The 24,641-nt window shown below is 60.6% G+C and carries 21 protein-coding genes; 8 read left to right on the plus strand and 13 right to left on the minus strand.

The annotated features are described in order from the left end of the window. Nucleotides 1-264 precede the first annotated feature (264 nt). The gene (gene gptM / locus K419_RS0103155; RefSeq protein ID WP_026840295.1) at nt 265-1,563 is read left to right on the plus strand and encodes a geopeptide radical SAM maturase; all 1,299 of its coding nucleotides are present in this window, start codon (nt 265-267) and stop codon (nt 1,561-1,563) included. A 16-nt stretch (nt 1,564-1,579) separates the two neighbouring features. Here gptM and K419_RS0103160 read toward each other — a convergent pair whose 3' ends face one another. Then, nucleotides 1,580-2,953, minus strand: coding sequence for a sigma-54-dependent transcriptional regulator (locus K419_RS0103160; protein ID WP_084154097.1), 1,374 nt, complete (start codon nt 2,951-2,953; stop codon nt 1,580-1,582). A 228-nt stretch (nt 2,954-3,181) separates the two neighbouring features. Between K419_RS0103160 and K419_RS0103165 the strand changes: the two genes are divergently transcribed. The 3 genes from K419_RS0103165 (at nt 3,182) to K419_RS0103175 (ending at nt 7,080) form a co-directional block, all read left to right on the plus strand. Then, nucleotides 3,182-3,739 carry an HD domain-containing protein gene (locus K419_RS0103165; RefSeq protein ID WP_026840297.1) on the plus strand — a complete coding sequence of 186 codons (558 nt, stop codon included), beginning with the start codon at nt 3,182-3,184 and terminating at the stop codon, nt 3,737-3,739. Nucleotides 3,740-3,902: 163 nt separating this feature from the next. Further along, nucleotides 3,903-5,831, plus strand: a complete 1,929-nt coding sequence (locus K419_RS0103170) for a SpoIIE family protein phosphatase (protein WP_026840298.1) — start codon at nt 3,903-3,905, stop codon at nt 5,829-5,831. Nucleotides 5,832-5,988: 157 nt separating this feature from the next. After that, complete coding sequence (locus K419_RS0103175; RefSeq protein ID WP_026840299.1) at nt 5,989-7,080, plus strand: dethiobiotin synthase; 1,092 nt, start codon at nt 5,989-5,991, stop codon at nt 7,078-7,080. 70 nt (nt 7,081-7,150) lie between these two features. Here K419_RS0103175 and K419_RS0103180 read toward each other — a convergent pair whose 3' ends face one another. The 6 genes from K419_RS0103180 to rimI all read right to left on the minus strand — a co-directional run bounded on the left by K419_RS0103180 (nt 7,151) and on the right by rimI (nt 11,235). Further along, nucleotides 7,151-7,543: a TraR/DksA family transcriptional regulator gene (locus tag K419_RS0103180; RefSeq protein ID WP_026840300.1), complete on the minus strand. Its 393-nt coding sequence runs from the start codon at nt 7,541-7,543 to the stop codon at nt 7,151-7,153. Nucleotides 7,544-7,562: 19 nt separating this feature from the next. After that, nucleotides 7,563-7,718: a hypothetical protein gene (locus K419_RS23795; protein ID WP_198013086.1), complete on the minus strand. Its 156-nt coding sequence runs from the start codon at nt 7,716-7,718 to the stop codon at nt 7,563-7,565. 338 nt (nt 7,719-8,056) lie between these two features. Next, nucleotides 8,057-9,091, minus strand: coding sequence for a KamA family radical SAM protein (locus K419_RS0103190; protein ID WP_026840301.1), 1,035 nt, complete (start codon nt 9,089-9,091; stop codon nt 8,057-8,059). Next, nucleotides 9,091-10,008 (minus strand): dihydroorotate dehydrogenase, encoded by a 918-nt coding sequence (locus K419_RS0103195; protein ID WP_026840302.1) that lies wholly within the window; start codon nt 10,006-10,008, stop codon nt 9,091-9,093. The genes K419_RS0103190 and K419_RS0103195 overlap by 1 nt, the downstream gene beginning before the upstream one ends. 2 nt (nt 10,009-10,010) lie before the next feature. Next, the gene (locus K419_RS0103200; RefSeq protein ID WP_026840303.1) at nt 10,011-10,820 is read right to left on the minus strand and encodes a dihydroorotate dehydrogenase electron transfer subunit; all 810 of its coding nucleotides are present in this window, start codon (nt 10,818-10,820) and stop codon (nt 10,011-10,013) included. Next, complete coding sequence (rimI, locus tag K419_RS0103205) at nt 10,810-11,235, minus strand: ribosomal protein S18-alanine N-acetyltransferase (RefSeq protein WP_404813190.1); 426 nt, start codon at nt 11,233-11,235, stop codon at nt 10,810-10,812. The genes K419_RS0103200 and rimI overlap by 11 nt, the downstream gene beginning before the upstream one ends. A 167-nt stretch (nt 11,236-11,402) precedes the next feature. Here rimI and purM point away from each other — a divergent pair, with 167 nt between their 5' ends. Beyond that, nucleotides 11,403-12,449 (plus strand): phosphoribosylformylglycinamidine cyclo-ligase, encoded by a 1,047-nt coding sequence (purM, locus tag K419_RS0103210; RefSeq protein WP_026840305.1) that lies wholly within the window; start codon nt 11,403-11,405, stop codon nt 12,447-12,449. 15 nt (nt 12,450-12,464) lie between these two features. Further along, nucleotides 12,465-13,079, plus strand: a complete 615-nt coding sequence (gene purN, locus K419_RS0103215) for a phosphoribosylglycinamide formyltransferase (protein WP_026840306.1) — start codon at nt 12,465-12,467, stop codon at nt 13,077-13,079. Nucleotides 13,080-13,193: 114 nt separating this feature from the next. Here the strand turns inward: purN and K419_RS0103220 are convergent, their stop codons facing one another. Together K419_RS0103220 and fliK are read right to left on the minus strand one after the other, a co-directional pair. Then, entirely contained in the window at nt 13,194-13,496 is a 303-nt protein-coding gene (locus K419_RS0103220; protein WP_026840307.1) for an EscU/YscU/HrcU family type III secretion system export apparatus switch protein, read from the minus strand. Beyond that, nucleotides 13,489-14,439 carry a flagellar hook-length control protein FliK gene (gene fliK / locus K419_RS0103225; RefSeq protein ID WP_026840308.1) on the minus strand — a complete coding sequence of 317 codons (951 nt, stop codon included), beginning with the start codon at nt 14,437-14,439 and terminating at the stop codon, nt 13,489-13,491. Before fliK ends, K419_RS0103220 begins: the two co-directional genes overlap by 8 nt. Nucleotides 14,440-14,701: 262 nt before the next feature. Between fliK and K419_RS0103230 the strand changes: the two genes are divergently transcribed. Continuing rightward, a complete protein-coding gene (locus tag K419_RS0103230) occupies nt 14,702-17,023 on the plus strand; it encodes a PAS domain S-box protein (RefSeq protein ID WP_026840309.1) in 2,322 nt (773 codons plus the stop codon). Beyond that, nucleotides 17,020-18,063: an HD domain-containing phosphohydrolase gene (locus tag K419_RS0103235; protein WP_026840310.1), complete on the plus strand. Its 1,044-nt coding sequence runs from the start codon at nt 17,020-17,022 to the stop codon at nt 18,061-18,063. The genes K419_RS0103230 and K419_RS0103235 overlap by 4 nt, the downstream gene beginning before the upstream one ends. Before the next feature lie 117 nt (nt 18,064-18,180). Here K419_RS0103235 and K419_RS0103240 read toward each other — a convergent pair whose 3' ends face one another. From K419_RS0103240 to pruA, 4 genes are all read right to left on the minus strand, one after another. Continuing rightward, a complete protein-coding gene (locus K419_RS0103240; RefSeq protein ID WP_026840311.1) occupies nt 18,181-19,629 on the minus strand; it encodes a sigma-54-dependent transcriptional regulator in 1,449 nt (482 codons plus the stop codon). Nucleotides 19,630-19,749: 120 nt separating this feature from the next. Further along, nucleotides 19,750-19,992, minus strand: a complete 243-nt coding sequence (locus K419_RS0103245) for a hypothetical protein (protein WP_026840312.1) — start codon at nt 19,990-19,992, stop codon at nt 19,750-19,752. Between the two features lie 99 nt (nt 19,993-20,091). Continuing rightward, on the minus strand, nt 20,092-21,072 hold the full coding sequence (locus tag K419_RS0103250; protein WP_026840313.1) for a class 1 fructose-bisphosphatase: 981 nt from the start codon (nt 21,070-21,072) through the stop codon (nt 20,092-20,094). 372 nt (nt 21,073-21,444) lie between these two features. After that, nucleotides 21,445-24,459 (minus strand): L-glutamate gamma-semialdehyde dehydrogenase, encoded by a 3,015-nt coding sequence (gene pruA, locus K419_RS0103255; RefSeq protein WP_026840314.1) that lies wholly within the window; start codon nt 24,457-24,459, stop codon nt 21,445-21,447. Between the last annotated feature and the right edge of the window lie 182 nt (nt 24,460-24,641).

Genomic DNA, 24,641 nt, shown 5'->3' on the forward strand with positions numbered 1-24,641 from the left:
GCTCAAACAGACCAACATAAAAAAGGGGGGGCAAGGCAATGGCAAACGGGAAACTGACACTGGAAATTATTACAGAGGGTAAGGATCCGGATGCTACGACTCAGGGGTTGGGATGCTGCTGGAGCGCACTCATGTACTATTTCTCCATGTAGCGGCGTACCGTCCCTGACTCACGACGGGATGCCGCCAATGCTTCAAAAAAAATATTTTCACCATTAATTATACTAAACGTAACTAACAGTACGTGATTAACGAGAACCGATCATGCACCTGTCACGCTATCTGAAGACGTTCCCGTCCCACAACAAGCCAGATCACTTCCTGCTCTACTCGACCTTGCGAGGTTCCCTGGCTGCGGTGCCGGCCGGGATGCTGCAGGCCATCCAACAGGGGGAGCTTTCCGATCCGGAGTCGGAGGCGCTGGCGCGGTTGGGGATGCTGGTGGCCGACCCAGAAATCGAGAAGGAGCATATGCGCCGCATGCTGGAGCGGGCCAACGGGCGCAGCCGCAACTTCAAGGTCATGGTCGTGCTGAACCTCGATTGCAACCTGGACTGCGGCTACTGCTACGAGGCTGAGTTCCGCGGGGGGCATTACATGTCCGCCGAAACTGCTGACCTGCTGGTGCAGACGCTTTCGCGCGAACGGATCCAGAAGGGGTGGGACGTCAACATATCTTTCTACGGGGGGGAGCCGCTCCTCTCGCTAGATCTGATCGTCAGTTGTTCCGAACAGCTGCAGCAGCTGGCCCGCGAGCACGGAGTCAAGTACGCTTTCAACCTGGTGACCAACGGAACCCTGCTGACGCGGGAGGTGGCCCAAAGACTAGTTCCTCTGGGGCTAAACGGGGCGAAGTTCACCCTGGACGGCCCCCCGGAGACCCACAACGCGGAACGCCCTTTCGCCTCGGGAGCAGACAGCTTCGACGCCATCGTCGACAACATGGCTGCCGTCTGGGATCTGGTCCCGATCAACCTGGGGGGAAATTTCAGGGAGGATAACTACCTGGATTTCCCTCGTCTTTTCGACCATCTCGCCTCCCGTGGCATAACCCACGAGAAACTGCGCCACGTACAGTTCACCCCGGTCACCCCCCAGGCGGGCTGCTCGGATCACAGTTCCGGCTGCGCCTCCTCCGATGCGCCGTGGTTGGTGGAGGCGCTCATGTACCTGCGCGAGGAAATACTCGCCAGGGGGTTCAAGACCTCAAAGCCGGGGGTGTCGGCTTGCGTGGTGGAATTGGAAGACAACATCGTGGTGAACTACGCTGGGGTGCTTTACAAATGTCCTGCCTTCATGGGGTGGGAGGGGTTGAGCGTCGGAACCCTGGCAGATGGAATAGGTGATTACCGCGCCTCGCACTGCATCGGCAACTGGCAGAAGGAGGAGTGCCTTGTCTGCTGCTATCTCCCCTTGTGTTTCGGCGGCTGTCGTTTCCTCACCCTCATGAAAGGAAACCAGATGTCGGACCTGGACTGCAAGCGCCAGTTTCTCGACGCCACCTTAGAGCGAACACTGCAGCAGAACCTTACCTATGTCACTACCGGAGTAGCTCCGGCCTAGTACCTCTCCCCCGCCCCTACTGACGCTCCTGCTTCAACCTCTTGTTCAGCGTTGGGCGCGTCAGTCCGAGGAGTTCCGCCGCTTGTGTCTGATTGCCGCCGGTCAGCTTCATCGCCTCGGCTATCAGATACTCCTCGACCTGCAGCACAGTCGGAAACTTCCCGAACAAAGCAAAAAGCGGATTGGCTGCATCCACACTCTGGGGGGGACGCGCCGGCGCCGCCGCTATCCCCGGAAAGTCCGAGAGGGCGAGCGGCTGGCCGTCGTTGCAGGTAACCGCGTGGTGCACCATGTTGTAGAGCTCCCGGACGTTGCCCGGGAAACGGTACTGCGCCAGGGCCGCGATGACGTTGTGCGAAGCGGCGGGGGTCGCCTTCCCCTGCTCCAGCGCTATGTTGTGCGCGAAGTAGTCGACCAGGGGCCCTACATCCTCCAGGCGCTCCCTCAAGGGGGGCACCCGGAATTCGTGGGCGCAGAGGCGGAAGTAGAGGTCGTTGCGGAAGCTCCCTGCGGCCCTGAGCGCTGTGAAATCCATGTTGGAGGCGGCAACGATGCGCGCGTCGCTTTTCAGGAGCAGGTCGGAGCCGATCCGGTAGTACTCCCGCTCCTGCAAAAGCCGCAACAGCTTGATCTGGGAGGCGAGGTTCAGGTCCCCGATCTCGTCGAGGAAAAGGGTCCCGCCGGCTGCCGCGGCGATCAACCCGTCGCGCTTGCTGTCGGCGCCGGTGAAGGCCCCTTTCTTGTGGCCGAAAAGGGTGTCCGAGAACATGAAGTCGTCGAGCCCGGCTGCGTTCAGGGAGATGAAGGGGCCCGGGACGCCGGAGACTTCGTGCACCGCGCGCGCCAGAAGCTCCTTCCCGGCCCCCGTCTCCCCCGTGATCAGGACCGGAAGGCGCGAGGACGCGATCGCCTCGATGTACTGGAAGATGCCGCGCATCTTTTTCGAGGTGGTGACGATTCCGGCGAAGGCGTCGGGGCTTCGCAGCGTATCCGCCAGCAGGTAGTCCTTGAGCATCAGGTTCTGCCGGCCCAGCTCGCTTACCTGGAGCGCCTTTTTCACGCTGGCCACGAGCCTGCTCGGGTCGACCGGCTTGGTAAGGAAGTCGAACGCCCCTTGCTGCATGCAGGCAACCGCGGTCTCCACGTCCCCCATGGCGGTCATGACGATAACCGGAATCTCCGGGTGCTCGGCGGTCAGGGTGTGCAGGATCTCGGCTCCGGTTACGTGAGGCATCACCCAGTCCAGGATCACCGAGGTCACCTTGTGTTCCTTCACGTACTTAAGCACGTTCCGGCTGTCCGACAGGGTGGCCACCTGCTGCACGTCGCTTGAGGCCAGAAGTAGCGACACCTCTGTAAGAATGCCCGGCTCGTCATCCACTAAAAGCATATGTTGTTGTGTCGGCGAACTCACTGTAATGGCTCCGTTGAAAAAGTACCGCCTACTTAAAGGATTCACATCATATATGGTCGAAACCTGTTATTCAACCCTTTATTGCCTGTGCGCAAAGGTAAAACTGACAGACGTCCCGGGGTGTGACAGCGACAACGGTTGCAATGAAAGGCCGAATCGTCATAATCTAGAGCCTGGAAAGGTAAAGTAGCAGCGGAGGAAGATTTGAACCCTAAAGCGTTACTCGAGAAATACTATGAGGACAACGACGCCGCCTTGGAGATCGTGTACAGACACAGTCGCAATGTCGCGGACAAGGCGCTTGCCATAGCAGTCAAGGCGGGACTGCCACAGGCCGAACTGGACTTTATCGAGGAGGCCGCGCTGCTCCACGACATCGGTGTCTCCCGCATCTATGCGCCAAAGCTCAACTGCTTCGGCAAGGCGCCCTACGTCTGGCACGGCGTCATCGGCCGCGAGATCCTCGATGCCGAGGGGCTTCCGCGCCACGCCATGGTCTGCGAGAGGCACATAGGGGTCGGGCTCACCGCGGCGGACATCGTGACGCAAAACCTGCGCCTGCCGGTGCGGGAGATGTCGCCGGTCACCACCAGCGAACGCATCGTCGCCTTGGCCGATCTCTTCTTCTCCAAAAAGGGAGGGGAGTTGGACCTTGAGAAGAGCACACAGCAGGTGCGCTGCGACCTGCTTAGGTTCGGCGCGCAAAAGGTGCAGATCTTCGAGAACTGGCTCAACGATTTCAAAGTCCGCGAATCAGCCTAGCCCGCCCCCCGCGGGGCCGCTGCTGATGATTTATGATATACTCGACGCCGCCTTACTCATTGGGAAACGCCTTGAATGCTTCCAATCCGAGGCAGGGTCGCGTGCCCTCCGGGATGCTGGCTGCAGTACCTGCCAAATACCTGATCCAGTACTAGGTGCACTCATGGGAAAACCGCTTCGCGTGCTGATAGTGGAAGACTCTGAGGACGACGCACTGCTGCTTGTCTTCGAGCTGCGTCGCGGCAACTATGCTCCGGTGACCAAGCGCGTGGAGAACTCCGACTCGTTGCGCAATGCGCTCAAGGAGGACACCTGGGACCTGGTCATCTCCGACTACGTCCTTCCCGGATTCTCGGGGCTAGACGCGCTGAAGCTGGTGCGGGCCTCGGGACTGGACCTTCCCTTCATCATCGTTTCCGGAAAGATCGGCGAGGAAGATGCCGTAAAGGCTATGAAGGAGGGGGCGAACGATTACCTGATCAAGGGCAACACCTCGCGCCTCATCCCTGCCATCGAGCGGGAGATGCAGGAGGCCGAGGTAAGGCGCAAGCGGCGCGAGGCCGAGTCGGCGCTGGTGAGAAGCGAGCGGCGCTACAAGCGGCTGGTGTCGGCGGTGACCGACTATATCTACACCGTGACTATCCAGAAAGGGGGCGTGGTGAAGACCTCGCATGGCCCCGGATGCCTCTCGGTGACCGGCTACAGCCACGAGGAGTACGTCGACAACCCGTTTTTGTGGTACCAGATGATCTACGAGGAGGACCGGGGCGCGGTGACGAGCCTCACCGAGGACCTGCGGGCCGGAATAGACATCCCCTCGCTGGAGCACCGGATACGGCACAAGGACGGCTCCCTGCGCTGGGTCATCAACACCATCGTCCCACGCTACAGCGAACAGGGCGAACTGATCGCCTACGACGGCCTCATCTCGGATATCTCGGAGCGAAAACGCGCCGAAGAGTCGCTGCAGCTTCAAAGCGCGGCGCTGGAGGCGGCGGCCAACGCCATAGTAATCACCGACAGCAGCGGGGTCATCATCTCGGTAAACCAGGCTTTCACCAGGATGACCGGGTACAGCCGCGAGGAGGCCCTCGGACGCGATCTAGGTTTCCTGAAATCGGAGCGGCACAACGCGGAGTTTTACCGAGGCCTCAGGGAAACCATCAGCGCCGGCGAGGTCTGGCACGGAGAGATGATCAACCGGCGCAAGGACGGCACCCTCTACCCCGAGGAGCAGACCATCACGCCGGTCCTGGACGAAGACGGGCGCATCAACCACTTCATCTGCATCAAGCAGGAGATCACCGAGCGCAAGCAGGCCGAGCAGGCGCTGATGCAAAACGCCAGCATGCTGAAGGAAATGGAGATCGCGAAGCAGATCCAGAGCTCTTTGCTTCCGGTAGCCCCCCCCTGCCTCCCGGGCATCGACTGCGCCGGGAGCTGCTTCCCCGCCAACAACATCGGCGGCGACTACTACGACATCCTCCCGCACGGAGAAGAACTCGACCTCGCCATCGCCGACGTCTCCGGCCACAGCGTCGGCGCCGCGCTGATCATGGTCGAGGCCCGCAGCGTACTGCGCGCGCAGCTCGCGACCTTGAAGGGGCCGGCCCAGATCGTATCGGCCCTGAACGAACTGCTGCACGAGGACCTGAGCCGGGCCGAACTCTTCATCACCATGTCGTACCTGAGTTACCACATACCCACCGGGACACTCCGCTACACCAACGCCGGTCACCCTCCTCCCCTGCTCTACCGGCACCAAACCGACCAGTTCTTCGATCTGGACGCCGAAGGGCTCATCCTGGGGGTACACAGGCAGGTAGCCTTCCAGGAGCCATCGCTCCAGGTCCAGGACGGGGACCTGCTGCTGCTGTTCACCGACGGCATCACCGAGGCCGAAAGCCCTGAAGGCGAGTTCTTCGGCATGGTGAGGCTGCGGCAGGTAGTGGCGCGCGAGCACGGGAAACCGGCAGCGGGAGTGATCGCCGCAGTCATGGAATCAGTCAGGGCCTTCACCGGCTGCGACACCTTCAACGACGACATCTCGATGCTTCTTCTCAAGTTCGGCGCCGTAACCCCCCATTCTTAGGATGACTTTACTTGACGTCCCCCGGTGCGTTGTGTAAACATACGCCACCTGCACAGGACATGGCCGCCCAGGGGCGGCATTTCCCGTTCCTCCCACTGCGCTCGCGCGCAGGAGGGAATATTGAGTTGTGGATCGGCATTCAAACGAGGGGTATGGCATGGCGAAAAAGATCTTCGTTGCGGCGACCGGGCAAAACTGTGGCAAGACGACCATCAGCATCTCGCTCATGCACCAGGCCAGGAAAAAGTACCGTCGGGTCGGCTTTGTAAAGCCTTTCGGGCCCAAAGTGCTCCTTTATGACGATTTCATGGTGGACATGGACGCTCTCCTCATGGCGAAAGCATTCGGCATGGAAGACGACATCGCCCTCATGTCTCCAGTGGCGCTGCACCGGGATTTCACCAAGGATTACCTAAGCGGCAAACTCGACGACCTGTCGCTGGCCGACTGCGTGGTGGAGGCGGTGCGGGAGTTGGAGGAGAAATACGACTTCCTCATCATCGAGGGGGCGGGGCACGGCGGGGTCGGCTCGGTGATCGGGCTGAGCAATGCTAAAGTGGCCAAGCTGATCAACGCTCCGGTCATGATCGTCACCGAAAGCGGCATAGGCAAGGTCATCGATGCGGTGCATTTGAACCTGGCGCTGTATCAGCGCGAAGGGGCCGATGTGCGCGGGATCATCGTCAACAAGATGCTTCCCGGGAAGAAGGAACTCACCAACAAATACCTGAAACAGGCCTTTGAACCTCTCAACGTCAAGGTGACAGACGGTTTCAACTACTCCCCCATCCTGGCCAACCCGACGCTGAGCCACATCTCGAAGCTGTTCGACCTGCCGCTGCACGGCGACATCAAAGAAAAAAGCCGCATCATCCACAACATCCAGTTGGGAGCGGCTTCTTCGCAGCGCGTGATCGACGGCCTGCTTGACTCGACCCTGATGATAGTCACAAGTTCCAGAGACGAGCTGATCGTTACCCTATCCTCCCTGTACCACATCCCCTCTTACAGAGAGAAGATCGCCGGCCTCGTAGTATCTGGGCACTGCGCCGTTTCCGACATCAGCCAGCAGATCCTCAACGACTCCGGCATCCCCTACATCAGGGTGGAAGAAACCACCGCCGAGGTGTTCACCGCGCTTTCCGACGACGTTGCCAAGATCACCTTCGAAGACCAGGAGAAACTGAACTGGATTATGGCCAACGCCGAAAAGGGCATGGATTTCGAAGCCATAGACGCGCTGCTGTGAGAAAGGCGGTTCAACGTTCTACGTTCTACGTTCAAAACCAGCCCCCAGCCCCCAACCCCTAGCCCCTGATTCAAAGCGTCGTTCCCGGCGGCTTGCCCGGGCCTTCCTTTTCTTTCTGGCAGGAGACGCAGCAGGCGGCGAAAGGCATCAACCGCAGCCGCTGGATGTCGATTATTTCCCCGCAGTTCTCGCACTTGCCGTAGGTCCCCTGCTCCACCCTTCTTTGCGCCTCTTCCAGCGCGGTCAGCTGGTTGCGCCGTATGTCCGCTATGGCCAGCCCTGCATCGGAAAGCATGTCGAGGATGCTCTTCTCCCCCAGGTCCTGCGGGATGTCGTACTGCGTGGCGAGATCGCTGCCGGTCTGGGAAAAGATCTCCTCCCTCAGCTCCGCCCACAGCCTGCGCTTTTGTTCGGCCAAAAGGTTCCTGAATTCCAGTTCGTCCCCTTGCAGTTTGTCCGGCATCTCTTACCTCCTCGATCGGTCAAGGCGCATCTTCGGTGTCGCAGACAGGGCAGCGCAATTCTCCGCTTTCCTTGTCCTGTTCCAGCGGCGATCCGCACAGGGCACAGACTTCTTTTTTGTCTTTGATCACAGGCTGATCCTTGAGGATTTGTTCTTCCAGGCTCACTCTTCTCATGGCTCCTCCTTTTGCAGCGCCGGCGTCAAAACAGCCCATAGTATACCCTAAAAACGGATGCAAGCCCCGCGGCGGGAAAAACTGTCTTCGTCGCCGCATAAGCCGCTGAGAAAGCTGCAGACGCATCGATGAACCAGCACCTCTAACGGCATAGACAGTTGGAGGGTGGGCACAAGAGGGCTCTCATAGAGCGGTCATCAGTGCCGAACAAGGGAGATAGAACAGGTTCGCGACTAAGGCAGCGGCTGCTTCAGCGTTGTGGGGAGAGTTGCTAATATTCGGAGGTAGATCCGGCGTGTTTGCACCTATGGAAAGGAAAACGGACGCGGCAGTAACAGTCAGTCCGTTTCTGGGTACTCGATCTCTTCTCCCAGGTAGTTGGTGAAGAGCAGAGTCCGACCGCCGCTGCCGGGGCGACCGGAAAGGACATCGACCTTTCCTTTGCCGCCGGGGAGGTCGATGACGTAATGCGGAACGGCAAGCCCGGAGGTATGGCCGCGCAACGCCTGCATCACGGAGATCCCATGCGCCACGCGGGTCCTGAAGTGGGCGGTCCCCTGGACCAGGTCCATTTGATGGATGTAGTAAGGACGCACCCGGATGGCGAGCAGACGCCGCATCAGGCTCAGCATCGTCTGGGGGTCATCGTTCACCCCCTTGAGCAGCACGGTCTGGTTCCCCAGCTGCACGCCGGCGTCGGCGAGCCTGGCGCACGCCTTGGCCGATTGAGGCGTTATCTCGCGGGGGTGGTTGAAGTGGGTGTTGAGGTAGACGGGGTGGTGGCGCTTCAAAAGGCGCGCGAGCGCTGAGGTGACCCTTTCCGGAAGCGTCACCGGGACCCGCGTCCCGATCCTCACCATCTCGACGTGCGGTATGCGGGAAAGCGCTGAGAGTATCGCGGCGAGACGGTCATCCGGCAAGAGCAGCGGATCGCCGCCGGAGAGGACGACGTCACGGATCCTCGGGTCGCCGGCAATGTAAGCGATGGCGTCGTCAACCTTGGCCGGCACCATGCTGGCGCACCCCACCCCTCTTTTCCTCATGCAGAAGCGGCAGTAGACGGCGCAGGCGGAGGAGACGATCCAGACCACCCGGTCCGGGTAGCGGTGGATCAACCCGGGGACCGGGGAAAGCCGCTCCTCGTCCAGGGGATCGGGGGACTGGGAAGGATCGCAGAGTTCCGCAGGATCGGGGACGCACTGGCGCCAGATGGGATCGCCCGGCTCCTCGATCAGCCCGAGGTAGTAAGGCGTGATCCGCATGGGGTAGCGCGCGACCACCGGTGAAAACGCGCCCCCCTGCAGACGAAAAAGCCCGGAAAGCTCCTCCGGGCTGGTGATGCAGTTTTTCAGGCTTTTCTCCCACGCTTCCATCAGAGCTCTAGGGCACCGATCAGCGAGGAGACCGAACCTATCTTGTGGTCAACCAGGTACTGCTCCATCTCCCGGGCGATACGCTGCGCGGCGGAGGGGTCGAGGAAGCTTGCGGTACCGACCTGCACCGCGGTCGCCCCGGCCAGCATGAACTCCAGGGCGTCGCGGCCGTTCATGATGCCGCCGATGCCGATCAGCGGCAGCTTAACCGCCTTGGCCACCTGCCAGACCATCCGGAGCGCGACCGGCTTGATGGCGGGGCCGGAGAGCCCGCCGGTCACGTTGGCCAGCACCGGGCGGCGGCGCTCCAGGTCGATCGCCATCCCGGTGAGGGTGTTGATCAGCGAGAGGGCGTCCGCTCCGGCGTCGGCACACGCCTTGGCCATGAGCACCACGTCGGTGACGTTGGGGGAGAGCTTCACGATCATCGGCTTGGAGGTGTTCTTCTTCACCAGGCGCACCACCTCCTGCGCGGCGCCGGGATCTGTGCCGAAGACGATCCCCCCCTGCTTCACGTTGGGGCAGGAGATGTTCACCTCGATGCCGGCGACGCCGGAAAGCCCGTCCAGCCTGGCCGCGACCTCGCCGTACTCCTCCAGCGTGTTGCCGTAGAGGTTCACGATCACCGGGGTGTTCACGTTTTTCAGATACGGGAGTTTGTGCTCGATGAAGGCGTCGATGCCGACGTTTTGCAGGCCGATGGCGTTCAGCATCCCGCCCGGGGTTTCCACGATGCGGGGGGTGGGGTTGCCGGCCTTGGGCTTCAGCGACAGCCCCTTGCTGATCATCGCCCCTATGCTCTCAAGGTCGAGATAGTCGGCGAACTCGGCGCCGTATCCGAAGGTGCCGGATGCGGTCATCACGGGGTTGCGCATCTTGATCCCGGCGACAGCCACGGACATGTCAGGTCTATGCATGTTTAACTCCATTGCAGTTCGAAGCTGTCGAAGACGGGGCCGTCCTTGCAGACACAGCGGTAGTCGGGGGTAGCCTCGGTGTGGTTGGCCCCCTTCATGACGCAGCCAAGGCAGGCGCCTACGCCGCAAGCCATGTACGCCTCCATCGAGACCTGGCAGGGGACCTCGTGCGAAGCCGCCATCTTGGCGACGGCGCCGAGCATCGGGGTCGGTCCGCAGGCGAAGATGCGCATCCCTTCATTCAGGTGCCTCTCCAGCACCTGGGTCACGAACCCGCTCTCGCCCAGGGTGCCGTCATCGGTCGCCACGTAGGTCTCGACCCCGAGCCTCTCGAACTCGGTAATGCAGAGGATGTCGTCGCGGTTCCTGCCGCCGGCGAAAAGGCGCACCTTCTCGCCCCGCGCCACCAGCGCCTTGGCGAGGTAGTAAAGGGGGGCAAGGCCTACGCCGCCGCCTACCAGCACCTTCTCCTCGCCTGCCGGACCCAGGTCGAACCCTCGGCCCAAAGGCGCCAAAAGGTCCACCACGTCGCCGTGGTGCAGCGCGCAGAGGAGCTTGGTCCCCTTCCCCACCACCTTGTACAGGATCTCGCAGTACGCCTGGGTGCCGCACCCGGCGTACTCGGCGGTGAAGGTCCCGACGTCGAAAAGCCCGAAGGGGCGCCTGAGCAGCGGGTCTATGGCGTCGGTCACCTTGAGCATGAGAAACTGCCCCGGCGCCGAAGCGAGCAATTCCTGCGGAGCGGTCATCCTCATCCGGAAGTAGTTCGGCGACAGCTCCACGTTCGACACTACCATCGATTTAAACTGCATGATTCTCCTCTGACTGCCGGCAGACCGGCATCTCCATCAAGATGGCGTCTTCGCCATTGTCGTAATAGTTCTTGCGGCGCCCCGATTCCCTGAACCCGAAGGATCGGTAGAGCGCGATGGCTTCCGCGTTTCCGGCGCGCACCTCCAGAAACAATACAGATGCCCCGTGCTCGCGGCTGAAATCGAGCGCCCATTGCACCAGGAGTCTCCCGATCCCCTTCCCCCTATGAGAGTTCCCGACGGCGACGTCGAGTATCTCGGCCTCGTCCAGGACAAGCTTGAGACAGAGGTAGCCAGTGAGGGTTCCGTCATCGGCGAAGGCCACCATTGGATGGCCGAAAGGTGAGTCGATTTCGTACTGGAAGTGCTCTTCAGTCCACGGTCTCGAAAACGATGCCGACTCTATTTCGAGCACCGCTTTGAGCTCATCGCAACGCATTGGACTGAGCGTTATTTTCTCCCTGAGATCAGGCACAGCAAGGCATCATAAGCAAACACCAAGGCGAAGTAAACAATTTTTTCGCTTTGACTTTTCCAGGTATATGGTTTAGATTTCGTCTTTACTTTATCGGAGGTTCTCCCTTGAAAGAGACTAAGATTACCTATAAAGACGCAGGTGTAGACATAGATGCCGGCAACACTTTCGTGCAGATGATCAAGCCGCTGGTCAAGGCGACTTCTCGTCCGGAAGTGCTGGCAGACATCGGCGGCTTCGGGGGGTTGTTCTCCCTCAACATGGGCAAGTACAAGCACCCGGTGCTTGTCTCCGGCACGGACGGGGTCGGGACCAAACTGAAGCTCGCCTTCCTCGCCGACCGCCATGACACCATCGGCATAGACCTCGTCGCCATGTGCGTGAACGACATCATCGTGCAGGGAGCCGAGCCGCTCTTCTTCCTCGATTACCTTGCCACCGCGAAGCTCGACCCGGCCAAGGGCGCCTCCATCATCAAAGGGGTGTCCGAGGGGTGCGTGCAGGCGGGGTGCGCCCTGATCGGCGGCGAAACCGCCGAGATGCCCGGCTTCTACACCGGCGACGAGTACGACATGGCCGGCTTTGCCGTGGGCGTAGTCGAGCGCGAAAAAATCATCGACGGCTCCTCCATCACCGTGGGCAACCGCCTGATCGGGCTCGCCTCCTCCGGGCTGCACAGCAACGGCTACTCCCTGGCCAGGAAGGTCATCCTGGAGCACATGGGGCTCGGCATCAACGACGAGCTCCCCGGCCTTGGAAAAACCGTCGCCGAGGAACTCCTCACCCCGACCCGCATCTACGTGCGCAGCGTGATGAACCTTTTGCGCGACTTCAACGTCTCGGGCCTGGCACACATCACCGGCGGCGGTCTCCTGGAGAACATCCCCCGCGTGCTCCCCAACGGCTGCAAGGCCGTCATCAAGAAGGACAGCTGGGAGGTCCCCGAGATATTCCGCATCATGCAGAAGGCCGGCAACATCGAGGAAAACGAGATGTTCAGGACCTTCAACTGCGGCATCGGCATGGTGCTGGTCGTTCCCGAGAAAGAGGCCGAAGAAATCATGATCAGGCTCTCCGGGCTCAACGAGACCGCGTTCGTCATCGGCGAAGTGGCCAAGTGCGACGCCGGCAAGGAGTGCGTGGATCTCGTCTAGGGTAAAGCGTCAGATATGGAAAGAACTCTCAACATAGGGGTACTGATCTCCGGCAGCGGCAGCAACCTGCAGTCGATCATGGACGCCTGCGCCGCCGGCAAGATCAAGGCAAGGGTCGCCTGCGTGATCAGCAACAAGGCGGACGCCTTCGGCCTGGAGCGCGCGCGCAAGGCCGGCATCCCCGCGCTGCACCTGGATCACCGCGCCTACTCCGGCAGGGAGTCCTACGATGAGGCCCTGGTGGCGACGTTGCGCGAATTCGAGGTTGAGCTGGTGGCGCTGGCAGGCTTTATGCGCATCATCACGCCGGTGCTGCTCGAGGCCTTCCCGATGGCGGTGATGAACATCCATCCCGCCCTGCTTCCTGCCTTTCCCGGACTGCACGCCCAGCGCCAGGCGCTGGATTACGGCGCCAAGGTCGCCGGCTGCACCGTCCATTTCGTCGACCCGGGCACCGACACGGGCCCGATCATACTGCAGGCCGCGGTGCCGGTCCTTCCAAGCGACACCGAGCAGACCCTCTCGGCACGGATTCAGAAGGAGGAGCACCGCCTCTATCCGGAGGCGATCCGGCTCTTCACCGAGGGGCTCCTCGAGGTCAGCGGTCGCGTAGTCAGCGTCGGCGCCTGATTCTCCGACAACTTCGCCTGAAACGAAATCCCCCTCGGTAGCCGAGGGGGATTTTTTTTATGCCTTAAACCTGCTGATTGTTTTTCCCTAAGCCGGCACCGGGGCCGACGCCGATTACCTGCTGGCGGAGCCGCCGCTGTAGCGCTCAGAGAGTCCCTGGTCCAGCGAGTAGAGCCAGGCGAGGAGCTCGGCCACCGCCTGGTACAACTCGGGGGGAATCTCGCTGTCCAGGTCGACCTGCATCAATAGGCTCACCAGCTCGGGCGCCTGGTGCACGTAGACGCCGTGCTCCTGCGCCAGCGAGACGATCGCCTCGGCGGTGACGCCGCTTCCCTTTGCCACCACCCTTGGGGCGCCGTCTTCGCCGCTGTAGGCCATGGCCACGGCGCGCTTCATTTCGCTGGGACGCTTAGCCATCTTTAGCCGCCAATCTGGTCAGGTGCAGCCCGCACGAGGAAAGCCTCGTCCGCAGCTCCGCGCTCTGATCTCGCATCAGGTCGGAGGCGCCGGGGCTGCCGCAGACGCAGTCGATGGAGATCCCTTCGGCCGAAAAGCGCAGCGTCGCCTCCACCCCCCCCAGCCGCGGCAGGTCTAGCGACACCGTAGCCTCGACCCCCTGCTCCCACTTCTCGTCGTCCCCCTCGCGGATGGCGAGCTCCATCTCCTGGCCGGGCCAGGCCTCTCCGCGCCAGGCCAGCACCCCTGAGTTCAAAAGCAGCAGTTGCTCTTTTATCAGCGGCAGCGTGCGGCTGTCGGCGAAACCGGCAGCAGAGCTCTCCTTCCCTCCCCCCTCATCTCCCTCCCCCTCGGCAGCAACACGGGAAAGCCTCCCCTGCGGTTCTTTCAAGAGCTCCTTCAACTGCAGCGTGCCGCCGGCCCATTGGGCCAAATGGGACTCGTAGAAGAGCCCCGACTGGGTGAGCGCGCTCTTCAGCCTCCCCGCCAGTTGGGCAGAGGCCTGCTCCGGGGATTCCAGCAGAGGCTCCTGGGGAGCCTGCAGCGACGGTGCGTTCTTCACCACGTCTGCCAGCCACTTCCCCATCGAGCTAAGCTTCACCGACTCCCCTACCTCCGGCCGCATCACCTGGAAGGTGATGCGCGGGTCGGCGGTGAGAAAGGTAAGCTCCAAGGTCTCGCCGGGCGCCACGTTCAGGGGTATCTCAAGGTGGTACAGTTCGCCCGCCACGCGCGCAAGGTAGAGGCTGTTAGGAAGGTTGGAGATGATCTCGGCCTTAACCTGCTGCCCGGGGTTCAGCTGCAGCAGTTGGCTCGCGCGCTGCTGCACCTCCACAACGGGGGTGACCGCGGTCTTGGCGAGGATGGGAAGAACCTGCTTCTGGCTTTCGTCGTTGATGAACATGTCCGAATCCTGTGGTGCAGGAGGCGCTGTTTCGGCTGTACGGGAATAGGGGCCGACCATCTGCGACGGCTTAAAGGTTCATGTCGGAGCCGGTTGCTCGATTCATAGCACACTCTGCCGGCAATTAGTAGTACAGAAATCCCCTGCTGAGCCGTACAGCATTGCTATTTTTTTCACTGAAGCCGCTAAACATATCCGGAACCGCCGCCGATAAGAAAGAAAAGCGAGATTTTCAACCTGTTCTTCAGAGGCAGCCCCATCGATGAAACACGCACTGCGTATCCTGATCGTGGACGATTCCCCCGAAGATGCCGCACTCATCGTGCGTCAACTGCAAGGGGAATTCTCTGTCAGCTACGAGCGCGTCGAGACCCCTGACGAAATGGAGGCGGCACTGGACAAGGGGGGATGGCACATCGTCATCTCGGACTACGTCATGCCGAAGTTCAGCGGGCTCGCGGCGCTCAAGCTCCTTCACGACCGGGGAATGGACCTCCCTTTCATCATGGTCTCCGGGCAGATGGGAGAGGTCGCCGCAGTAGAAGCGATGCGCGCCGGCGCGCATGACTACCTGCTGAAGGACAGGCTCTCCAGGCTGATACCCGCGATCAAGCGCGAATTGAACGACGCCGTGGTGCGTCGCAAGAAGAGGATGGCAGAAGAGGCCCTCTCGGCGACGGAGGCGCGCTTCCACAGCCTGGTAGAGCAGTCCCTGGTCGGCATATTCATGCTGCAGGACGACATCTTCATCTACGTGAACCCCAAGTTCGGCGAAATCTTCGCCTACGAGCCGCAACAGCTGATCGAATCGAGATCCCTGCTGGAACTGGTCGCCCCGGAAGATCAGATCAGGGTGATGACCCGGTTTCTGCGCCCCCTCATGGAGGAAAGCGACAGTCTGCACTTCTTCTTCCGCGGCAAGCGCCGCGACGGGTCCCTCATCGATCTCGAGGTGAACGGCACCCGGACCCGGGTAAACGGCAGCGCTGCCATCATAGGGACACTGCTTGACATAACCGAGCGCAAACGCGCCGAAGCGGAACTGAGCAAGCTGTGGCGCGCCGTCGAGCAAAGCCCGGTATCGGTGGTGATTACGGATCTCTTCGGCAGGATCGAGTACGTGAACCCGAAGTTCATCGAGGTTACCGGCTACGCCGAGGAGGAGCTGATCGGGAAGAACCCGAGCATCCTGAAATCCGGGATGACCGACGCCAAGGTGTACGAAGAACTCTGGTCTACCGTAACCTCAGGACGGGAGTGGCACGGCGAGCTGCACAACAAGAAAAAGAACGGGGAACTCTTCTGGGAAAACGGGCACATCTCCGCCATCAAGAACTCCGAGGGGCAGATCACCCATTTCGTCGGGGTCAAGGAGGACGTAACCGAGAGAAAGCTTGCCATCGACCAGCTGAGGCAGGTACAGAAGATGGAGGCCATAGGCCAGCTGGCAGGCGGCATCGCCCACGACTTCAACAACCTCCTCACCGTCATCAACGGTTATTCGACGCTCCTGGTGAGATCCCTCGAAAAGGGTTCGTCCACGCACAAGGAAGCGGAGCAGATCCTGCGTGCCGGCGAGCGTGCCGCCGACCTTACCAGGCAGCTGTTGAGCTTCAGCAGAAAGCAGATCATGGAGCCGAGGGTGCTGGACATCAACAGGCAGGTGAGAGCGGTACAGAAGATGCTGGAACGGCTGATCGGGGAGCATATCGGGCTCGTCACCACCCTCTCCGAGGACGCCGGCTTCATCAGAATGGACCCGGGGCAGATGGAACAGATCGTCATGAACCTGATCGTCAACGCCCGCGACGCCTCAAAGACCGGCGGGGTGATCACCATGGCCACGGAAAACGTCGACCTGGACCAGAATTTCTCGCACCTGCACCCGGGGTCGGTTCCCGGAAGCTACGTCAGGCTGAGCGTGGCGGACCAGGGGCAAGGGATGACCGAGGAGGTGAAGCAGCGTCTCTTCGAGCCCTTCTTCACCACGAAGGAGATGGGTCGCGGCACGGGCCTGGGTCTGGCCACCGTGTACGGCATCGTGAAGCAAAACGGTGGTTACATCGAGGTGGTCAGCGAACCGGGACAGGGCGCCTGCTTCAACATCTATCTCCCCCGCGCCACGGAGCCCGCCCCCGCGCCGCCTGCGCCGCCTGTGGACGAAGAGATAGACTCCTCCCACGTCATACTCGTCGTGGAGGACGAACCGGGGGTGCTCAACCTGGTGGTGCACACCTTGCGCATGCGTGGTTTCACCGTCTATGAAGCAACGGACCCGGACCAGGGGATCACCCTTTTCGAGAAGCACGCCAATGAGATTGACATGCTCCTCACCGACGTGGTAATGCCGTTTATGAGCGGCCCGGCCCTGGCGGAGCTGTTGCTCGCCAAAAAGCCGGAATTGAAGGTGCTGTTCACGTCCGGGCACACCGACGACAGGGCCGGTTTCGAGAAAATATTGGAAAAAGGGATGCAGTTCCTGCCCAAACCGTTTGCCAGCGACGCCCTGATCCGAAAGGTAAGGGACACCCTGAACGGAGGCACTGCAAAAACGGCAGGAGCGATTTCAGGAGGTAGCGATTGAAAGGAAACATCTTAATAGCCGATGACGAGGACATGATCAGGGAACTGATCAACATTACCCTGTCAAAGGAAGGCTTCACCTGCTTTCAGGCCGCAAGCGCCGAGGAGGGGTTGGAGATAATCAACAAGCACAAGCTGGACCTGGCGCTTTTGGACATCATGATGCCGGGCCGCTCGGGAATCGACCTCTTGAAGGACATCAAGGAGGCCACCCCCGACACCACGGTGCTGATGATAACGGCGATGAACGACATGGACACCGCCCTTTCCTGCATCCATTACGGCGCCGAGGACTACATCACCAAGCCGTTCAACCTGGACCGGGTGCTCCTCACCGTGAAGAACACCCTGGAAAAACGCAGGCTGGTGCTGGAGAACAAGGAATACCAGTCAAACCTCGAGCAGAAGGTGCGCGAGCAGACCGAGGTGATCCGCACCGTGATGGGGGAGATCAACCTCGCCTACGAACATACACTGGTGGCGCTGATCAGGGCGCTGGACGCCAGGGAAAAGGAAGTGGGATCCCACTCCGAGCGTGTCATGTCCTATGCCAGGCTTTTGGCGAAAGCCGCCGGGATCAGCGAGGACGAACTGATCATCATAGGCAAAGGGGCGCTGTTGCACGACATCGGAAAGATCGGCGTCTCCGACAATATCCTGTTGAAGCCCGCGAAGCTGGACGATTCGGAGTGGGAGATCATGCGCCAGCACCCCAGCATCGGCTTCGACATACTGTCCGGCATCCGGTACTTCGCCGGGGCGGCGGAACTGGTGCTGCACCATCACGAGCGCTGGGACGGGAACGGCTATCCGGGCAACCTGAAAGGGGAAGACATACCGATCAGCGCGCGCATCTTCGCCCTGGTGGACACGCTCGACGCCATGACTTCCGACAGGCCCTACCGCAAGGCCTTGACCTTCGAGGCGGTCCTGGACGAAGTAACGCGATGCCGCAGCAAGCAGTTCGATCCCGGGCTGGTCGATCTGTTCCTAAGCGTCCCCAAGATCGAGTGGGAAAACGCAGCGGGAAAGAGACTGTAACGGCCTTCCCTTCTTACCGGGCGCAGTACGAAAAAAGCCGGAGCGAACCCAGTGTAGGGTTCATTCCGGCTTTTCTTTATCAGGTACCCGCTCTTGCGGCAGTGCTACGGCCAGCTTCTAGTCAGCGGCGCCTATGCGGTAGCGCTCCAGCCTGTCCCTCAGGGTATTGCGGCTGATGCCCAGGAGCTTCGCGGCAAAGACCTGGTTGTTGTTGCTCTTCTCCATGGCCATGTGGATCAGGGCCTTCTCCAGCCCCATGTTGACGCTCTCGTAGATCGACCCCTTGTTCTTCTGGCAGATACCGTCGAAGACCGGTTCCAGCATGCTCCAGAAGACTTCGTAGTAGTCGTCGCCCGCCGCCTCCAGGTCGACCTCCTTGAACCCGGCCTTGGCGGTCAGAAAGGACTCGAAGTCTCCGGGGACCAGGATGTCGCCGCGGCAAAAGACGGTGGCCGAGTTGATGACATTCTTCAGCTCCCTGATGTTCCCTTCCCACGGGTGGGAAATCAGCATCGCCAGGGTCTCGGGCGCCACCGCCTTGATGTTCTTGCCGTACTTCTTGGAAAACTTCTTCATGAAGAGGTCGATCAGGAGCGGTATGTCCTCGGCACGGTCCCGCAGCGGCGGCAGAAAGAAATTCACCACGCGCAGGCGATAGTACAGGTCCATCCGGAAGGTCTTTTCCTTGACGTTGGTGATGAGGCTCCTGTTGGTCGCAGCGATCACCCGGACGTCCACCTTGATGGTCTCGTTCCCACCTACCCTCTCGAACTCCTGGTTCTCCAGGACCCGCAGGAACTTTCCCTGGTTCGCCTGGCTCATCTCGCCTATCTCGTCCAGGAAAATGGTGCCGCCGTTGCACTGCTCGAACTTCCCGATCCTCCTGGAGTGGGCGTCGGTGAAGGCTCCCTTCTCGTGGCCGAAAAGCTCGGACTCCAGCAGCGCCTCGGGGAGCGCCGCGCAGTTCACCGCCAGGAAGGGGCGGTTCTTCCTCTTCGAGTTGTTGTAGATGGCGCGCGCCAACAGTTCCTTCCCGGTTCCGGACTCGCCCTGGATCAGCACGGCCGCGTCGGAATCGGCCACGGTACCCACCATCTTCCAGATCTCGATCATCTCCGGCGAGGAACCTATCATCAGGTCCTCGGTGAGATCCTCCTCGACCTGCGGGCGTTCGCGGGTGTAACGGACCTTGCGGCTCAGAAGATTGCACTCCAGGGCCTTCTTCACCGCCCCCTTTAATTTGGCCATGTCGAAGGGCTTGGTGACGTAGTCGAAGGCGCCGTGCTTCATAGCCTCGATGGCGTTTTGCGTGGTCTTGTAACCGGTGGCCATGATGACTGCGAGGCCGGGGTCGATCTTCTTCGCTTCCTTGAGCACCTCTAGGCCCGACTTCTGCGGCAGGCTGATGTCCATGATGGCCACATTGGGACGATCCGAAATGACGCGCTTTAGTGCCCCTTCGCTGTCGCTTTCCAACAGCAGCTCGTAATCCTCGCCCGCGAAGACGCTCTTCAGCATGAGCAGGATGTCGTGATCGTCATCCAATATGAGCAATTTTGCAGTCATGGCCGTCCCCCGATGGGCTGTTAAACGATCGCTTTAGGATGGAAGTGTCAGGCAGTAACCAAAAGAACCGCCTAAGGTAAGCGGTTCTCTTGTCTACATGATCAATGAACGAGGTTGTTGCTACTCATCCTCTTCGTAGTCGTCATCATGTCCGTCAAAGTCTTCAGCGTCCTCGTCTTCTTCGTCATACTCTTCGGCTACGTAGTGAGAGCGTTCGTCTTCTTCCTTTATAGCCTCGAAGCGTTCCAGGATCGCCGGGTTGGTGCAGTAGCGGCCGTCCTTGCAGGTACAGGTGTCAAGGTCGCAAAGGTCGAAGAGTTGGATTTCGCTGCAGAGCCTCTTAGTTGCGGGTTGTGTTTCCATCATGTTACCTCTGAGAATTACTAATTAAATACTATCGACCTTTCCCGAGACAACTTTAGGAAAAAGTTGCCTCGGGAAGGTCCATCTTACAACAAAGCTCTACCCGTTTACAAATGAGCCTTCCATCTTGACCTCTTGCTTGCCGCCGTTGACGAACGCGGTCGCGGTCTTTACGTCTTCCCTGCAGCCGATGTAGATCGGCGCCCTCTGGTCGAGCGATTCGGGAACGATGTCGAGGATCGGGATGCTGCCGTTGCTGGCGGCGCCGCCGGCATGCTCGATGATGAAAGCCATGGGGTTCAGTTCGAAAAGGACGCGCAGCTTCCCATTGGGGGAGCCGTTCAGCGCCGGATACATGAAGAGCCCTTTCCCCTTCATCAGGACCTGGTTGATATCGGGAACGAAGCCGCCGGAGTAGCGCAGCTTGCATCCTTTCTCCTCCAGGTGGCGGATGAACTTCTCGTCGCCGGCGTTGTACTTGTTCCGCAAGCCCCCGGGGGCGTAGATGTTCCCTTCCGCAGCCATCTTGACGTTCTCGCGGGTCAGGGTGAACTCCATCAGGTTGTTCATGGTGAACTCGTGCACCCCGTCGCCCACGGTGTAGACCAGGGAAACCCTCGGTCCGTAGAGGATATACATGGCGGCGACCTGGTTGCGGCCGGGCTGGAGCAGATCGCAGCCGGCGTAGATGGAGACGATGGTGCCTACCGCAAGGTTCACGTCCACGAGCGACGAGCCGTCAAGCGGATCGTAGGCGACGGAATAGAGGCCGTCTGCGCTGGCCTGGCATTGGTAGATCTCGTCCATCTCCTCCGAGGCGATGTTGCAGACCACGCCGGAGTGGATCAGGCGCTTGCGCATGATGCGGTCGGAGAGTACGTCGAGCGCGAGTTGCTCCTCGCCGTACAGGTTGGAGGTACCGGCGACGCCGAGGTCACCGGTGCGTACGGCGTTGATGACGTACTTGCTGGCCTCGGCAATTTCGCACATGAGGTGAACGAGGTTATCGCAAATGTTCTGGGCACGCAGATGGCGGCGCAGATCTATTTGGAATTTGGACGTACCCGGTGCATTAGACATGGCTCCCTCCAGATTAAATTAAAATTATTTTACGGCCACGTAGAGTATGTCAAATACCCGTATAAATCAAGGAAAAAATGGCCGGACCGCGAGGCAGAGCAAGCGCTTAAGTCAGCATTAAACAAAGGAATCTGTGGCGATGCCGTCTACATTTTTCTCTGCTTCAACCAAACCGGCGGCTATGAGAGAAACAGCGCCAGCTCCGTGACCGTCCCCCCCCCTCACCCGCCCTTCCGGCACCCTCGCCCTCTGGGAGAGGGGCGGGGGTGAGGTAGGTTCGCACCAGGAAAGAAAAAGCGCCTGCCCCTTTCCTCAAGGTGCAGGCGCTTCGTTATGGATCCTTATGGACCCGCCTCTATCAACAGGAGCCGCTTATGCGACCCAGTCGTCGTCCTCCTCGACCGGTGCGAAGCCGCGGCGCATGGTGTTCTCGGTGACGACCCTGGGGTCCATGAAGTGCAGCAGGTAGTCGTGCCCCCCAGCCTTGGTGCCGACGCCGGACATCTTGGAGCCGCCGAAGGGTTGACGGCCGACGAGGGCGCCGGTGTTGTTGCGGTTTAAGTACAGGTTGCCGGCCCGGAATTCCTTCCTGGCCTGCGCCAGATGCTCGGGGCTTCTGGAGAAGACGCCGCCGGTCAGTGCGAACTTGGTGGAGTTGGCCCAGGCGATGGCCTGGTCGAAGTCCTTGGCGCGCATGACGGCCAGGACCGGTCCGAAGATCTCCTCCTGCGCGATCCTGTGCTCGGGCTTGATGCCGCCGATGATGGTCATGGGGACATAGTAGCCGCCGTCGGCCGGGACCTTGCTCTCGTAAAGAAGTTGACCTTCCTTCTTGCCGATCTCCGCGTATTCCTTGATGGTCTTCATCGCCTTGTCGTCGGCTACGGCACCCATGTAGTGGGCCGGATCCTCGGAAGGGCCGACCAGCGTCGCCTGGGCCATGGAGACCAGGCGCTCCACGAACTTGTCGTAGACCGCGTCGAGCACGATGACGCGGGAGCATGCGGAGCACTTCTGCCCCTGGAAGCCGAAGGCGGAGTAGAGCACGTGCGGTACCGCCTCGTCCAGGTCGGCGTCGTCGTCGATGATGATGGCGTTCTTGCCCCCCATCTCGCAGACGATCTTCTTCACGTTCTCCTGCCCAGGGTGCACTTTCGCTGCGCGCTCGATGATGCGCAGCCCCACTTCCATCGATCCGGTGAAGGCGATCAGGCTGATGTCCGGGCTGTCGACCAGGTAATCCCCCATCACCGAACCTCGGCCGGGTGTGTAGTTGAAGACGCCGTCGGGAAGGCCCACTTCGCGGAAGAGTTCCACGATGTGGTAGCCGATGACCGAGGTAAGGCCGGAGGGCTTGAAGACCACGCAGTTGCCGGCGACTATCGCCGCCGACACCATGCCCATGCTGATCGCCAGCGGGAAGTTCCACGGAGAGATTACAGCGGCAACTCCTTTGGGCTCGTAGAAGTAGTGGTTCAATTCGCCCGGCGCGTGGCCGATGCGCTTGGGGGTCCCCAGGGTAATCATCTCGCGGGCGTAGTACTCGAGGAAGTCGATCGCCTCGCAGACGTCGGCGTAGGCCTGGTCCCACTGCTTGCCTATCTCCAGCACCTGCCATGCGGAGAGCTCAAAGATCCTGCGGCGCGCCGCGGCGGCAGCCTTGACGAGGTACTCGGCGCGGACCTTGATGTCGGTGTCGCGCCATGCGGGGAAGGCACCCTTGGCCGCGGCGATGGCGTCGCCGACTTCCTTGGTCCCCGCCTGGCAGACGATGCCGACGGTTTCCGAAGGGTTGTTCGGGTTGACCGAGGCAATAGTGTCGCCGGTCTTAACTTCCTTCCCGTTGACGAAGAGCGGGTAGGTCTTGCCCAACTGCTTCCTCACCTCCGCAATCTGTTTCGGGAACGCGGCGCGGTGGTCTGCCCTGGTGAAGTCCACCATCGCCTCGTTGTTGAAGGGCGCCAGGTTGCCGGGGGCTTTCGCTTCAGCCTTGTGCTTCGCGGCGCGCGCTGCACGCTCGCGCTCGGCGGTTACCGCCGGATCCTCCAAGAGCTTCTCGATCTGTGCGTCCTCCGCGAAGCTCTGGCGCAGGAAGGATTCGTTTGCCGTGTTCTCCAGCAGGCGCCGGACCAGGTACCCCATGCCGGGGACCATGTCGCCATACGGGCAGTAGAGGCGGATGCGGCCGGCAACCTTCAGTATCCCCTTGCGCACCGGTTCCGCCATCCCGTAAAGCACCTGGAACTCGTAGCGCTCGTCCGGCACGTTCAGCTCCTTGGCCATCTCCATAACCGCCGAGATGGTCCTGATGTTGTGCGAGGCGCAGGCGAAGTGGCAGATGTCGGAGCTTTCCAGGATCATCCTGGCCTGTCGCTCGTAAGCCGCATCCGACTCCGCCTTGATGGTCCAGACCGGAACCTTCCAGTCGTTCTGCTTGGCCTTCACGGTCTCGTAGTCCCAGTACGCACCCTTGACCAGGCGGATGGAGATCTGCGCCTTGTTCTGACGCGCCCAGGCTAAAAGCTCCGGGAGGTCCTTGTCGGTGTCCACCAGGTAGGCCTGGAGCACGAGGCCGAAGTGGGGGTATGCCGGGTACTCGAGCTTCAGCCTTTTGTAGACCTCGATGATGATGTCCTTGTGGCGGTACGACTCCATGTCAATGCAGAGGAAGCCGTTCAGCTCCATGACCTTCACCGCGATCTTGCGCACGCGCTCCAGAATGGCAACCACAGAGCCTTCGAAGTCCTGCGGGTTGGCGAGGCAGAAAAGCGCCGTCGGTTTGACCGCGACGTTAACCTTGGGAGCGTGCCCCCAATCGAGGCCGGCCTCCCTTCCCTTGCCCGGCAGCGGTTTCCAGTCCTTGTATTCCTTCTTGAGCGAGTCGAGAAGCTCCAGGTAGGTGTTCATGTAGATATCCGCTTCCTTCTCAGAAAGCGTCGCCTCGCCCAGCACGTCCACGACGAAGGCGAAGCCGTCCTTTCTCAGGCGCTCCATGTTCTTGATCGCTTCCTTGGTGTTCTCCCCGACAATGAACTGGCGGGCCATCTCCTGGATGTTCGTGGTGAGGAACTTGTTGAGGACCGCACCACCGAAGGAGCCCAGCATGCCGGCCACCTTGGCGCCGGTGGAGAGGACCGGAGGCATATCCTTCTCCTCGCCGAAGTATTCGCGGATGTGGTCCGTCAGCAGTTTCCCGGTGGTGAGAGACGGGAAGACGTCGACGAAGCGGAACATCTGGATCTTGAAGGTCTCGTTCTGCATGCTCCAATCCATGACCTTGCCCATCCAGGCGCCCTTATTAAAGAGAGACGGCTTCTCGCCGGAGATGGTCGAGAAAAACTCCTTGCCCCTTGCCACAACTCGATTGTTCAGTTCGCTGTTATTCATCCTAAGGCTCCTTTATGACAGGTATTTCTGAAGGTAATCATAAACTCTCTTATTAAGAGCACAAGCCATGCCGTCCAACGAGAGATCAAAGTCAATGAGGACGGCGGCCGGGTGACCCCGATTCGGCAGCAAGCGCGTGTCCCGCTGCTAACCCGTTGCTGCAACAGCATTATTGCCGCGGC

The sequence above is a fragment of the Citrifermentans bremense R1 genome, from assembly GCF_000426865.1.
Lineage (GTDB): Bacteria > Desulfobacterota > Desulfuromonadia > Geobacterales > Geobacteraceae > Geomonas > Geomonas bremensis.

Bases quoted from the DNA above. Each gene is read 5' to 3' on its own strand.
- gptM (WP_026840295.1), top strand. From the start codon at position 265: ATGCACCTGTCACGCTATCTGAAGACGTTCCCGTCCCACAACAAGCCA.
- K419_RS0103160 (WP_084154097.1), bottom strand. From the start codon at position 2,953: ATGCTTTTAGTGGATGACGAGCCGGGCATTCTTACAGAGGTGTCGCTA.
- K419_RS0103170 (WP_026840298.1), top strand. From the start codon at position 3,903: ATGGGAAAACCGCTTCGCGTGCTGATAGTGGAAGACTCTGAGGACGAC.
- K419_RS0103175 (WP_026840299.1), top strand. From the start codon at position 5,989: ATGGCGAAAAAGATCTTCGTTGCGGCGACCGGGCAAAACTGTGGCAAG.
- K419_RS0103180 (WP_026840300.1), bottom strand. From the start codon at position 7,543: ATGCCGGACAAACTGCAAGGGGACGAACTGGAATTCAGGAACCTTTTG.
- K419_RS23795 (WP_198013086.1), bottom strand. From the start codon at position 7,718: ATGAGAAGAGTGAGCCTGGAAGAACAAATCCTCAAGGATCAGCCTGTG.
- K419_RS0103190 (WP_026840301.1), bottom strand. From the start codon at position 9,091: ATGGAAGCGTGGGAGAAAAGCCTGAAAAACTGCATCACCAGCCCGGAG.
- K419_RS0103195 (WP_026840302.1), bottom strand. From the start codon at position 10,008: ATGCATAGACCTGACATGTCCGTGGCTGTCGCCGGGATCAAGATGCGC.
- K419_RS0103200 (WP_026840303.1), bottom strand. From the start codon at position 10,820: ATGCAGTTTAAATCGATGGTAGTGTCGAACGTGGAGCTGTCGCCGAAC.
- purN (WP_026840306.1), top strand. From the start codon at position 12,465: ATGGAAAGAACTCTCAACATAGGGGTACTGATCTCCGGCAGCGGCAGC.
- K419_RS0103220 (WP_026840307.1), bottom strand. From the start codon at position 13,496: ATGGCTAAGCGTCCCAGCGAAATGAAGCGCGCCGTGGCCATGGCCTAC.
- fliK (WP_026840308.1), bottom strand. From the start codon at position 14,439: ATGTTCATCAACGACGAAAGCCAGAAGCAGGTTCTTCCCATCCTCGCC.
- K419_RS0103230 (WP_026840309.1), top strand. From the start codon at position 14,702: ATGAAACACGCACTGCGTATCCTGATCGTGGACGATTCCCCCGAAGAT.
- K419_RS0103240 (WP_026840311.1), bottom strand. From the start codon at position 19,629: ATGACTGCAAAATTGCTCATATTGGATGACGATCACGACATCCTGCTC.
- K419_RS0103245 (WP_026840312.1), bottom strand. From the start codon at position 19,992: ATGGAAACACAACCCGCAACTAAGAGGCTCTGCAGCGAAATCCAACTC.
- K419_RS0103250 (WP_026840313.1), bottom strand. From the start codon at position 21,072: ATGTCTAATGCACCGGGTACGTCCAAATTCCAAATAGATCTGCGCCGC.
- pruA (WP_026840314.1), bottom strand. From the start codon at position 24,459: ATGAATAACAGCGAACTGAACAATCGAGTTGTGGCAAGGGGCAAGGAG.